13 protein-coding genes and 1 riboswitch are annotated in these 12,529 nt (G+C 24.5%); of the genes, 9 read left to right on the top strand and 4 right to left on the bottom strand.

The annotated features are described in order from the left end of the window. Positions 1 to 94 precede the first annotated feature (94 nt). The 5 genes from AACK96_RS07080 to AACK96_RS07060 all read left to right on the top strand — a co-directional run bounded on the left by AACK96_RS07080 (position 95) and on the right by AACK96_RS07060 (position 5,459). Positions 95 to 1,219, top strand: a complete 1,125-nt coding sequence (locus AACK96_RS07080; protein WP_338974104.1) for a hypothetical protein — start codon at positions 95 to 97, stop codon at positions 1,217 to 1,219. Between the two features lie 152 nt (positions 1,220 to 1,371). Next, positions 1,372 to 2,100 carry a glycerophosphodiester phosphodiesterase family protein gene (locus AACK96_RS07075; RefSeq protein WP_281748966.1) on the top strand — a complete coding sequence of 243 codons (729 nt, stop codon included), beginning with the start codon at positions 1,372 to 1,374 and terminating at the stop codon, positions 2,098 to 2,100. Next, positions 2,100 to 3,548, top strand: coding sequence for an MFS transporter (locus AACK96_RS07070; protein ID WP_338974103.1), 1,449 nt, complete (start codon positions 2,100 to 2,102; stop codon positions 3,546 to 3,548). The genes AACK96_RS07075 and AACK96_RS07070 overlap by 1 nt, the downstream gene beginning before the upstream one ends. Before the next feature lie 149 nt (positions 3,549 to 3,697). Then, entirely contained in the window at positions 3,698 to 4,603 is a 906-nt protein-coding gene (locus tag AACK96_RS07065) for an ABC transporter ATP-binding protein (protein WP_338974102.1), read from the top strand. Next, the gene (locus tag AACK96_RS07060) at positions 4,596 to 5,459 is read left to right on the top strand and encodes an ABC transporter permease subunit (RefSeq protein WP_338974101.1); all 864 of its coding nucleotides are present in this window, start codon (positions 4,596 to 4,598) and stop codon (positions 5,457 to 5,459) included. Before AACK96_RS07065 ends, AACK96_RS07060 begins: the two co-directional genes overlap by 8 nt. Positions 5,460 to 5,572: 113 nt before the next feature. On the opposite strand, the gene AACK96_RS07055 is transcribed toward AACK96_RS07060, so the two are convergent. Together AACK96_RS07055 and AACK96_RS07050 are read right to left on the bottom strand one after the other, a co-directional pair. Continuing rightward, positions 5,573 to 6,628: a BspA family leucine-rich repeat surface protein gene (locus AACK96_RS07055; protein ID WP_338974099.1), complete on the bottom strand. Its 1,056-nt coding sequence runs from the start codon at positions 6,626 to 6,628 to the stop codon at positions 5,573 to 5,575. A 165-nt stretch (positions 6,629 to 6,793) separates the two neighbouring features. After that, on the bottom strand, positions 6,794 to 7,363 hold the full coding sequence (locus AACK96_RS07050; RefSeq protein WP_338974097.1) for a BspA family leucine-rich repeat surface protein: 570 nt from the start codon (positions 7,361 to 7,363) through the stop codon (positions 6,794 to 6,796). A gap of 205 nt (positions 7,364 to 7,568) precedes the next feature. Here AACK96_RS07050 and AACK96_RS07045 point away from each other — a divergent pair. After that, positions 7,569 to 8,692 (top strand): IS3 family transposase gene (locus AACK96_RS07045; protein ID WP_338973306.1). Its coding sequence is split into 2 segments (ribosomal slippage): positions 7,569 to 7,812 and positions 7,812 to 8,692, totalling 1,125 coding nucleotides; the frame shifts between segments, so codons are not numbered across the junction. On the opposite strand, the gene AACK96_RS07040 is transcribed toward AACK96_RS07045, so the two are convergent. Together AACK96_RS07040 and AACK96_RS07035 are read right to left on the bottom strand one after the other, a co-directional pair. Then, a complete protein-coding gene (locus AACK96_RS07040) occupies positions 8,673 to 8,846 on the bottom strand; it encodes a hypothetical protein (protein ID WP_338974095.1) in 174 nt (57 codons plus the stop codon). The genes AACK96_RS07045 and AACK96_RS07040 overlap by 20 nt on opposite strands. 163 nt (positions 8,847 to 9,009) lie before the next feature. Next, complete coding sequence (locus AACK96_RS07035; protein ID WP_338974094.1) at positions 9,010 to 9,531, bottom strand: hypothetical protein; 522 nt, start codon at positions 9,529 to 9,531, stop codon at positions 9,010 to 9,012. 286 nt (positions 9,532 to 9,817) lie between these two features. Here AACK96_RS07035 and AACK96_RS07030 point away from each other — a divergent pair, with 286 nt between their 5' ends. Genes AACK96_RS07030 through coaE form a run of 3 tightly spaced genes read left to right on the top strand, consistent with a single transcriptional unit; the run spans position 9,818 to position 12,162 of the window. Beyond that, entirely contained in the window at positions 9,818 to 10,645 is an 828-nt protein-coding gene (locus AACK96_RS07030; protein ID WP_338974093.1) for a purine-nucleoside phosphorylase, read from the top strand. Continuing rightward, positions 10,620 to 11,558 (top strand): tRNA (adenosine(37)-N6)-threonylcarbamoyltransferase complex transferase subunit TsaD, encoded by a 939-nt coding sequence (gene tsaD, locus AACK96_RS07025; RefSeq protein ID WP_338974092.1) that lies wholly within the window; start codon positions 10,620 to 10,622, stop codon positions 11,556 to 11,558. Before AACK96_RS07030 ends, tsaD begins: the two co-directional genes overlap by 26 nt. Positions 11,559 to 11,568: 10 nt before the next feature. Beyond that, positions 11,569 to 12,162, top strand: coding sequence for a dephospho-CoA kinase (gene coaE / locus AACK96_RS07020; RefSeq protein WP_338961076.1), 594 nt, complete (start codon positions 11,569 to 11,571; stop codon positions 12,160 to 12,162). A 189-nt stretch (positions 12,163 to 12,351) separates the two neighbouring features. Then, positions 12,352 to 12,517, top strand: a riboswitch (cobalamin riboswitch). The last annotated feature ends 12 nt before the right edge of the window (positions 12,518 to 12,529 follow it).

Here is a 12,529-nt window from a genome sequence, read left to right as displayed (position 1 = left end):
TTTATCAAAAAAAATAAATATAATTTTTGATAGATAGAAAAATGTGGTAAAAGTTTAAATTAAATTTAATTAATTATATTTAGAAGGGAAAAACATGAATAATGGAAGTATAGTTATTAATACAGTTTATTCATTTCAAATTAATGAAATAGTTAATAAACAATCTAATAAAGAAAAACAACAAAAATATGATCAAAAACCTGAAATAAAAGCAAAAATAAAAGAATATAATCAAAAACCTGAAGTAAAAGTAAGAAAGAAAAAATATGCTCAAAGGCCAGAAGTAAAGGCGAGAAGAAGAGAATATATGCAAAGACCTGAAGTGAGAGCAAGAAGGAGAAAATGTGATCAAAAGTTATATCAAAAGAATAAAGAAAAAATTAAAGAATATGCTCAAAGGCCCGAGGTGAAAGCAAGAAAGCAAGAATATGAACAAAAACCCGAAGTAAAAATAAGAAGGAAAGAATATAATCAAAGATCTGAAGTAAAAGCAAAAAAGAAAAAATATTTTCAAAGACCCGAAGTAAAAGCAAGAAGGAAAGAATATGAGAAAAAAAGATATCAACGTAATAAAGAAAAAATTAAAGAATATTTTCAAAAATCTGAAGTGAAGGCAAGAAAGCGAGAATATAATAAAAAATGATGTCATCAAAATAAAGAAAAAAAACGAGAGTATACTCAAAGGCCTGAGATAAAGGCAAAAATGAAAGAATATAATAAAAAATGATATCAACGCCATAAAGAAAAAAAACAAAAACAAAAAGAATTGCAATCTGGTCGTGTTTCTACTTTAAAACAAAATTTTGATTTAAGCAGTTTTAATTGTGATGATATGTGTAGTGAACAAATAAAAAATATTGCATGAGATGTTTTAGAATTACAAGTTTATTCAGAAACACAAGAAACAGAATTAGATAAGTTGTTAGAGGAAGCAGAATTTGAATATATGGTTAATGAAGAACAAAGTTCAGTAATGAGTAGTGAAAATTTGTCATCTAATTTAATTTTTGATGATGTGTATAGTGAAGAAATTGTAAAAGATATATCAAATAATTTAGAATTAGAACAATTAAATTTATTAGATAAAACTATTGAACAATTGTTAGTTAATGAAAAAATAGCAAAACAAAATGTTGAATGAAATAATAGTATTGTAGTTACAAGTAATTTAGATAATGATATTTATGATTATAATTTATCAACTAGACTTATTCCTTAATTAAATATTAATTTTAATTGTTAATTTTTACTTAAACTTAAAAAAATAAAATTTTATAGTTGAATTTTTGGGAAACACAAAGTACTTTTTTAATTACAAAACAAGTCTAGTGTAAAATAATTAGGTATAGGAATATTGGGGGTGTTTATTTTATGGCATTATTAGTGGCACATCGTGGATTTCGTTCTACAGAAGGTGAAAATCGAATCATTGATTTCCAAAATGCTTTGAAAATTTGCCAAGCAGTAGAGTTTGATATTCGATTAACAAAAGATAATAAAGTAATTATTTTTCATGATGATACATTTGAAAGAATTGCCAATAATAAAAGTGAGGTTAGTAGTTTATTATATGAAGAAATTATTAATTTGGAATTTTTTAAAAATAATAAAGAATGAATTCCACCATTATTTAATGATTTTATTGAAAAATTAAGTAAAAATTATCAAATGATTAATGTTGAAATTAAAGAAGAAATTAATCGTAAATATACTTCAAATCAATTAATGGTTATTTTTTCAGAAATTAAAAAATTAGAAAAAAAAAGTAAAGCCGAAATTATTGTTTCTTCATTTAATCACCAGTTATTAAACGAAATTGTTAAAAGAATTAAATATCCTATGAAAAAAGGTTATTTATTTGAAAATAAAAATGATTTTAGTGAGAGGTATATTAAAAACTTTGATTATTTGCATCCTTCAATTTCCGTAGTTTTAGATTTTGAAATGATTAGTAAGTTAAAAAAATTAAAAAAACCGTTAAATATATGAACATTTAAGAGTGATGAAGAAGCCGTGAAGATAAATGAAATATATGGTAATCAAGTAACTGGCTATATTAGTGATAATCCTAAATTATTATGAAAGCAGAAAAATAAATAATGAAGATATTTTTAAGTAAATGTTGAAAAAGTTTTACGCACGACTTGGATAGTAAAACTATTTTGATTATTAGCATTTTAGCTTTATCTGATTTATTTGTTTTTAGTGGAGTGCTTTATTTACGATATATTATTCCCAACTTTAATCAGTATATTAATTTAAATCAAGATGAGTTTGATTTTGTTGTTGCTATTTATGGTTTTGTTGCTCTTATTTCTAGAATTCCAGGTGGTTGACTTACTGATCGTTTTAGTGCAAAAAAAATAATGATAGTATCACTTATAATAACTGGATTATGTGGTTTATGATGAACGTTAATAATTCAACTTAATATGGATAAAAATATACGAATGATTCAATTGTATATTATTTATACAATATGGGGTATTTCGATTGCGGGACTTTTTTGAGCACCACTTTGAAAATTAGTATCACAGAATGTAACAAAAGAACAACAAGGTGTTGCTTATGGTCTTGAAGGCACAGTTTTGGGATTATTTGGTTTAATTTTTATTGCTGGAATTGCAACAGGAATAACAATTTTAACTAAAAATTTACAAAATCAATATGGTCAAAATGATTTTATTACAAAAATACCATTTTTAGTTTTTGCTTATTTTATTTGTGGTATGGTATTTATAATGGCATTATTAGTTTGAATATTTATTCCTAATAAAAAACGTGAAGAAACAGAAATTATTTGAAAAGAAAAAATAATTTCACTATTTCAACCAATGAAATTTTTGCGAGTTTGACTTTGTGGTATTTTTGTTTTTGGGATGTACATGTTCCAGTCTACTTTTGCATATTATATGAAGGACGCTTTAACAGAAGTTGGTGTTACTGTTGGTGTAGTAACTATTCTTGGTGGAATTCGGTCATATGGTTTAAGATTTTTAGTTGCTAGTCCAATTGGTCGTTGAGCTGATAAGTGAAAGTCTTACGTTTTGGGTTTAATATTTTTATTATTAGTTGGAATGATTGCATGTTCTTTATATGTAGTTATCCCTGGTTGAGGTAATGCTTGATTTTTACAGTCATCAAAAGCAGTTCAAGTTTTATTTCAAGTTATAATGTGTTTACTTTTTATGTTTATTGGCTGTGTAGGTTGAGCATTATTGACGTTAAGATTTGTTCAAGTTGGAGAATTACCAATGGAAAAGAACAGTTATGCTAGTACAATATCATTAATTTCTTGAATTGCTTTTACTCCAGATGCTTGATTTAATTATGTTGCTTCAGCCATTGGAAAATTGCCAAATAATTCTTATGTGGTTGATGGTCATCGAAATTATTCATTGCAGGGAATTCAAATTTTATTAATTATTGCTATCGTTTGTGTTTTAGTTGGTTTAATTGCCGGAATAATTATTTATATTTTAAATAAACGAGAGTTAAAGAAATTAAATAAAACTTCATTTCGTTTTCGTGAGTTGGGAAACATTTAATTATTTAATTTAATTAAATGATAAAGTTTTATAAAACTTGAAAATAAGTATATTAAAGATTCTCTTATAAAAGAGAAACATATCATTATTTATATTTTCCCCTTTTTCGTTTATAATAATTTCATGAATTAATTTAGTTTGGAGGAAATATGAATATAATTCAATTAAAAAATTTAACTAAAGAATATTCTCCAAATATTGGTTGTTTTGATATTAATCTTTCAATCAACAAAGGTGAAGTTTATGGTTTTATTGGTCCTAATGGTGCTGGAAAAACTACTGTTATTAGACAAATGATAGGTTTTATTAAATCTGATACTGGCTTTGCAAAGATTTTAGATTATGATTGTTGAAAAGAATCGGCAAAAATTATGGAATCTCTTGGCTATTTAGCTGGTGAAGTAACATTGCCTGATTATATGTCAGGAATTGCTTATTTAAAGACAGTAGCTACTATTAGAAAAAATATTTCTTGGGCATATGTTGAAAAATTAATTAATTATTTTGAACTTGATGCAAAAAGAAAAATTAAAAAAATGTCTAAGGGTATGAAACAAAAAGTAGCGATTATCTCAGCTTTTATGCATAAACCAAAAGTTTTAGTTTTAGATGAACCAACTTCAGGTTTAGATCCTTTAATGCAAGAAAGGTTTAATACTTTAATTAGAAATTCTAAAAATGAAGGTGCAACAATATTTATGAGTTCCCATATTTTTGGCGAAATTGAAAATATATGTGATAAAGTTGCTATTATTAAAAAAGGGAAAATAATTTCTGAAATATCAATTAAGGAAATACAAAATTCTGCTAAGAAAAATTATGAAATTAAATTTTCAACAGTGAAAGATTATAATGATTTCTTAAATAAAAAATGAGATATTATTGAAAAAAATAATATAACAAAAGTTATTAAAGTGAATGTTTTAAGTACTAATGTTGATAAGTTTTTAAAAGAATTATCACTTTATAAAGTTGATAATTTTAAAGAATTACCATTTAGTTTAGAAGAATATTTTATTAAATTTTATAAGGATGAGGTAAATTTTAATGATTAATTTTAGATTTGTTAAATCACAATTTAAAAATGTTAAAATTCCATTAATATTATTTTTTATAATTTTATGTATTTTAATAGTTCCCATTTTAACACAAGATTATCTTGCTCCAACTATGACATTCATTGGCGAAGAACATGGAGTATCAGGTTTAGGTGGATTAGGTGGCATGACTTATCTTAATTTTGTTTTTTTTGGTATTCCGGGGTTAATATTAATTTTTTCTTTTAGTTTAATTTTAAATCATATTTTAGTTTCTAAAGAAATTGATAAAGGTTATTTAGCTTCATGATTAACAATGCCAATGTCTAGAAAAACTATTTTAAATTCAAAACTTTTTGTTTTGCTTTCTTCAATATTAATATTATATGGTTCGGCTTTTGTTTTTCAATTAATTATTTTTCCAATTAGATTTCAAGATTTTAAACTTCAAGAATTTGGATATCTTGTTTTATATAATTTGGGTTTAATATTATTGGCTTTACTTTGAGCATCAATTAATTGAACTTTTATTAGTTACTTTAATAAGTCAGTTATTTCTCTTTCAGTAGCAACATGTATTTCAACAGTATTTATTTTGTTTCAAACAATGACATTATTCTCTTCTATGCCTGGACTTGAGTACCTTAAATATTTTAAATATATGACAATTGCTTCTTTATTAAATTCTCCATTTAAGTTTGGTGATATTCCAAATATAACACTTGCTCCCGGTGTTACAGAAGTAGCAAAAGCACCGCTTTTTTCTATTAGAGCATTAGATTTTGCTTGACAATATCCAATAATGTTAATAGTACCTCTTGGTTTATTTCCATTAGGAAATTATTTTCTTATTAAAAAAGATTTATCTTTGTAAATTGATAATATTGTTTAATAAATGAGTTTAATAAAAATGTCTTTAAATTTTTAAAGACATTTTTATTTATTTAATGTCAATAAGATATTACTTTTTTATTAAAATTTTTGATTTTAGTTTTTAAACTTTGGTAATTTATTAGAATTATCAATTTGTGAACCAATAGCAAATTCTTCATGACTTGTTACTTTATTTACATTTCATTTTGAAAGATCTTGGTTAAATGATGAAGCACCATAAAACATTGAATTCATGTTTGTTACATTTTTTGTATTTCATTTTGAAATATTTTCGTTAAATGTAGTGGCATTATAAAACATAAAATCCATACTTGTTACATTAGAAGTATTTCAATTTAGAATTTTTTGGTTAAATGATGAAGCACCATAAAACATTGAACTCATATTTGTTACATTAGAAGTATTTCATGTTGAAAGGTCTTTATTAAATGCAGTGGCATTACAAAATATAGCATGCATATTTTTTACATTTAATGTATTTCATTTTGATAAATCATTATTGAATGCTGAAGCACCATTAAATATACTATTCATATTTGTTACATTAGAAGTATTTCATGTTGAAAGGTATTGGTTAAATGAAGTTGCTTCAAAAAATATACTACTCATGTTTATTACTTTTGATGTATCTCAGTTTCCGATATTTTCGTTAAATGCTGAAGCACGTGTAAACATGTAACTGATATCAGTTACATTAAAAGTATTTCAAGATGAAATATTTTTGTTAAATACTGATGCACCATAAAACATATAAGCCATATCTGTCACGTGAGAAGTATTTCATGTTGAAATATCTTGATTAAATGATTTGGCTTCTATGAACATTTCTCTCAAGGATGTTATTTCTGGTGGTAATTGTTTTGGAACTTTTTCAATAGTTTCTGGCATTGTTACTACTTGTATTTGTTGATTATTTTTAAAAAATCCAATTTGAATAACTTCTTTACTATTTATATTTGACAAATCTCTTTCACTAATTGTTATTTGTTTGCCATCTTTGTCAATATAAATTGTGTCTTGTTGAGTTTTATTTTGAATATAGTTAGTTGTAATATTATTTTTTTGTATAGTTGAGTTTAAGAAACTCGTTAAATTTCCTGTGGTTGTTGCAAGTGTTAAAACACTTAATGTTTTGATTAATATTTTCATTAAGTTCTCCTTTTTTTGTTTTTCCCCAATAACTTCTTAAGTTTAAGAAGTTAATTATATTTTAAGTCGTTTAAAAATAAATGTAATAAGTGTTTAGTTTATGATAGAAATAAAAATATCTTTGTAAAATACAAAGATATTTTTATAAATATTAGGAAAAAATTTTTAGTTTTTAAATTTTGGTAATTTATTAGAATTATCAATTCCTGAATTAAGACTAAAATGTTTATGCTCTGTTACTTTTTCTACATTTCAGGTTGAAAGGTCTTGGTTAAATGATGAAGCACCATAAAACATGCAACTCATATATATTACATTAGAAGTATTTCAGGTTGAAAGGTCTTGGTTAAATGCTGAAGCACCATAAAACATATATCCTATATTTGTCACATTTGAAACATTTCAGTTTGCAATACTTTTATTAAATGAGTGAGCATTAAAAAACATAACACCCATATTTGTTACTTTTGAAGTATTTCATTTTCAAATACTTTTATTAAATGATGCAGCACCATAAAACATAGCTCACATAGTTGTTACTTTAGAAGTATTTCAATTTAGAATTTCTTGGTTAAATGCTGAAGCACCATAAAACATGCCATCCATATTTGTTATATTAGAAGTGTCTCACTTTGAAATATCTTGGTTAAATTTTGATGCATTAAAAAACATATCGCATAGAGATGTTATTTCTCGTGGTAATTGTTCTGGCACTTTTTCGATTGTTTTTGGCATTCTGACAACTTGAATTTCTTCTTTCTCATTTTTATAAAATCCAATTTGAATGATTTCTTTACTATCTATGTCTGTTAAAAAATGTTGATTAGTTGTTACTTGCTTTCCATCTTTATCAATGTAAATTGTATGGATGGGTTACACTTTATTGGACACTAATTACGTAGACAAGTTCACAAATTAGTTAAAAGAAAGGAAAATAATTATGGCCAATATTAACTCATATTCAGATGAATTTAAAAAACAAATAGTAGCTTTATATCAAAGTGGCAAGTCAGTATCTTGTCTTGTTAAAGAATATAACGTTACAAGAGCGGCTACTTATAAATGAATTAAGCAATTTACTAATTCAGGCAGTTTTAAAACCAAAGATAATCTTTCTGATTTAGAAAAACAATTAATTCAAGCAAATAAAGAATTAAAACAATTACGAATGGAAAATGATATTTTAAAGCAAGCAGCACTAATAATAGGCAGAAAATAGAAATTATTGCAAATAATAAATCTAAATATAAAATTCGCACAATGTGTCGTTTTTTAAAACTCTCTAAATCAACATATTATTTTAATTTAAAGAAAAAAAATAAAAATCAAAATAATATTTATGATGAAGCTGTTATTAGTGCTTTTAAAGAAAATAAAGAAGTTTATGGTACTAGAAGATTAAAAGTCATACTAGCAAACCAAGAAATTTATTTATCACGCAGAAAAATTAAACAAATTATGAATAAGCATAATTTAATATCAAAATACACTAAATTATCATTCAAAAATCATCATAATAAAGTCAATGATAGTCAAATTACCAATCTTGTTAATAGAAACTTTAATAATAAAATTAAAAATGAAGTTATTGTTAGTGATTTAACTTATGTTCAAGTTAATGGTAAGTGAAACTATATTTGCTTATTAATAGACCTATTTAACCGCGAAATTATTGGACATAGTGTAGGTACTAAAAAAGATGCATCATTAGTATATCAAGCATTTATGCACTCAAATCGCTGTTTAAAAGATATTGAAATATTTCATAGCGATCGCGGTAACGAATTTAATAATAAAACTATTGATAAACTTTTATTAGCATTCAACATAACTCGATCTTTAAGCAAAAAAGGCTGTCCTTATGACAATGCTGTTGCTGAAGCAACTTTTAAAACTTTCAAAACTGAATTTATTAATGATAAAAATTTTACATCATTAATCAAATTAAAATTAGAATTATTTGATTATATCAATTGATACAACAACATAAGAATTCACAGCACCTTAAACTACCTAACTCCAGTTAATTATCAAAAACAAGTGTCTACCAAAAAACAGTCCTAAAAAGGGTTGCCATTCCAGTATCTTGCTGTGTTTTATTTTCAATATAATTACTTGTAATATTAGTTTCTTGTATAGTTGAGTTTAAGAAACTCGTTAAATTTCCTGTGGTTGTTGCAAGTGTTAAAACACTTAATGTTTTGATTAATATTTTCATTAAGTTCTCCTTTTTTTTGTTTTTCCCCAATAACTTCTTAAGTTTAAGAAGTTAATTATATTTTAAGTCATTTAAAAATAAATGCAATAAGTGTTTAGTTTATAATAGAAATAAAAAATAACTAATCTCATTAATGAGATTAGTTATTTTTAAATATAAAAACTTATTTAAATGGAGAACTATATGGATTGCTATTTGCCCTTCTTTCTCATTGAGAACAACTAGGTGTTTCATTAATTTTGATTTTATTAGTTTCATTCCATGAACCTTTTAACTTTTCACCAGTTTTTAAAACTGTATCAAAAACTATACCAAAAGTTCCATCATGATAAATAGATGGTTCATTCATACGTACATGTTTTAATTTTGCAAATTCTTGACTTTTTAATGCTTCTCGTTGTTTTCTTTCTTCTTGACAATATGGTCTATTTTTTATTACTTCTATTTGTTTATAATTATTTATTCATTTTTTTTCTTCTTTTCGTAATTTTTGTTCTAATGGTTTTATAGTATTATTTGTTTCAACTACTCGTTCTGCTTCTGTTATCCAATTTATTTTATCTAATTTTTCTCATTCAAAATATATTTTTTGTTGTAAATATTTTTGCTTTTCAGAAGAATTTTTCATTTTTCTTTGGCATTCTTCTATTTCTTTTTTATTTCCTTTAGTTAAATTTTTAAACATTTATGTTTCCCACCTTTTTAAAATAAGAACTCATTTACTTTAAAATAAAGTAAATGAGTTTTTTTATAAACTAAACATTATTTAGTTTTAGTAAATTATACTAAAAAACTAAAAAGGTGTTGATTAAACTTTTTTAGATTATTTTTTATTTTCTTTAATTAGTATGAAAAGTTATAAAATTAAATTTAATTTTTAAAATAAAAAACCAGTCATTAAAAATATTAATGTTGTTACTAAATTAACAATATATTATAATAACTATTATTATTTAAAAAAAGGAGAATATATGGAAAATAAAGAAAAAATTCCAACAGCTCATATTAAAGCTGCTCGTGATCAAATTGCAAAAGTAGTAATTATGCCAGGCGATCCATTACGTGCTCAATTCATTGCTTCTAATTTTTTACAAGATTGAAAACAAGTAAATAATGTTCGTAATATGCTAATGTTTACTGGAAAATATAAAGGATATAATATTACTATTGCTGCTAGTGGTATGGGTATGCCTTCAATTGGTATATATTCATATGAGTTATTTAAATTTTATGATGTTGACTGTATTATTCGTGTTGGTAGTGCTGGGTCATATCAAAAAGATGTTAAAATTTATGATATTATTAATACTACTAAAGTATATAGTGAATCTACTTTCGCTAAATATGCTGCTAATATTGATGAAAATCAAATTGAATCTGTTGGTAATATTAGCAAAATTATTAATAAAGTGGCACAAAAAATTGATAATGAATTTGATCAGCAAAAAAATGAAAATTCTTCGTATATAGTAAGTGAAAAAATAAATTTAAGATCAGGTTTAATTCATTCAAGTGATGTATTTTATCGTATTAATGATAATGATTATAAAACTAATCCTTTAATTAGCAAATGCTTAGCAGTAGAAATGGAATCTTTTGCTTTATTTGCTAATGCAAAACATTTAGAAAAAAATGCTGCTTGTTTATTAACAATTTCTGATTCTTTTATTACCGGTGAATCAATTTCAGCAACATTACGCGAAACTAGTTTTAAAAAAATGATGATTTTAGCTTTAGAATCAGCAGTTGCTTATTATAAAGAAGAGGATATTGATGATAATCTTAGCAATAGAAACTAGTTGTGATGAAACTAGTGTTGCTGTTATTAAAGATAAAAATGTTTTAAGTAATATTATTGCTTCACAAATTAAGCTTCATCAACAATATGGTGGTGTTGTTCCAGAATTAGCAGCACGAGCTCATAGTGAAAATATTGCTACTGTCTTACAAACAGCAATTGAAAAATCTAACATTTCAATTATGGATATTGATTTTATTGCTTATACTAATACTCCTGGTCTTGCTAGTTGTTTACACGTAGGTAAAATTATAGCAGAAACTATTGCTGCTTATTTAGAAAAGCCATTGCTTCCATGTAATCATTTGTATGGACATTTGTATGCTTCTTTAATTAATAATGAATGAGAATTTCCAGTACTTGGTTTATTAGTTAGTGGTGGTCATACACAGTTGATGTTGGCAAATGAACATTTAAATTTCACTATACTTGGTCAAACATTAGATGATGCTGTTGGTGAATGTTATGATAAAGTTGCAAGAATGTTAGGTTTAAAATATCCCGGTGGTCCTGAAATTGAACGAAGTGCTAAATTGGGAAAGCCAACTTATAAATTACCATTACCTAAAAATGATAATAGTTTAGATTTTAGTTTTAGTGGTTTAAAATCAGCATGTGCTAATTTGATAAATAAAGAAAAAGGTAAGTTACAATTTAATAATTTTGCAGCTTCTTTTCAAACAACAGTTATTCAAGTGTTAATTAATAAAATTGAATTAGCATTAAAAAAACATAATCCAAAAACTTTAGTTTTAGCAGGAGGAGTTAGTGCTAATCAGCAATTAAGATTAGCAGTATTAGATTTAAAAAATAAATATCCAAATTTAAAAATAATTGTTCCAAAATTAGAATACTGTACTGATAATGCAGCAATGATTGGTATTCTTGCAAGTTATCAAATTGAACATAAGTAAGGGTGAACTCATGATTATTGGTATTATTGGTGAAGCGGGAGTAGGTAAGACAACCGCTACAAATTTTTTTCAAAATAAAGGTGCGTATGTTATTTTTGTTGATAAAGTTGTTAAACATATTTATACACTAAAAGAAACAAAAAAAGCATTAATTAATGAATTCGGTAATACTTTTATTAATAGTGATAAAACAATTAATAAAATAAAATTACGGTATGAAGCGTTTCAACACCCTCATATTTTACGTAAATTAGAAAATATTATTTGACCAAAAATGGTAAAAATTGTTGAAGAAGATATTATTCGTAATAAAATACACCAAGAATTAATTGTTATTGATTGTGCAGTATTATTTAATGCAAATTTAAATTTATTAGTTGATAAAATTCTTTTAATTGAGGCTGAGGAAGATAAAAAAATCCAACGAATAAAAGAACGTGATAATGTTAATGATTTACAAGTTATTTCACTATTAAATCAACAAAAAAAATATTTAATTTTAAATAAAGATATTGATTTTATTGTTAAAAATAATGGCACTATTAATGATTTTATTAAACAATTACAAAAAGTTGAAAAAAAATTATTAACAAATAAAGTATAAAGATTAATGTTTTTTTACTTTAAAAAACAATAGTAAAATATATTAAATTATTTTTGTATATTAAAATGAAAATTTTCATAATAAAAAAATTAAGAATAATTTTAAAATAGTTGAGGTTAAAAAAATACATAGTAATGTATTTATAAATTACCAAAATTGTTTTTCTTGTAGTAGAATATTTATACAACTAAATAACAAGGAACTTTAGATGTTCGGGAAAAAGATGAGAATTCTTTGCTGCCCCAGCAACTGTGATGTTGATGAACGTTACAAAACCATTGAAGATAAAACTTTGAGAAGGGTAACAAGTAAAATGAAGCTAAGCCAGTAGACCGGTCTAATTTTTTAAGTGATATTATATTCCTGG

This window comes from Spiroplasma endosymbiont of Tricholauxania praeusta (assembly GCF_964019535.1).
Classification (GTDB): Bacteria; Bacillota_I; Bacilli_A; order Mycoplasmatales; family VBWQ01; genus Spiroplasma_E; species Spiroplasma_E ixodetis_A.
Note: the sequence above shows the minus strand (reverse complement) of the source record. Positions and strands in the feature narration are given on the sequence as shown.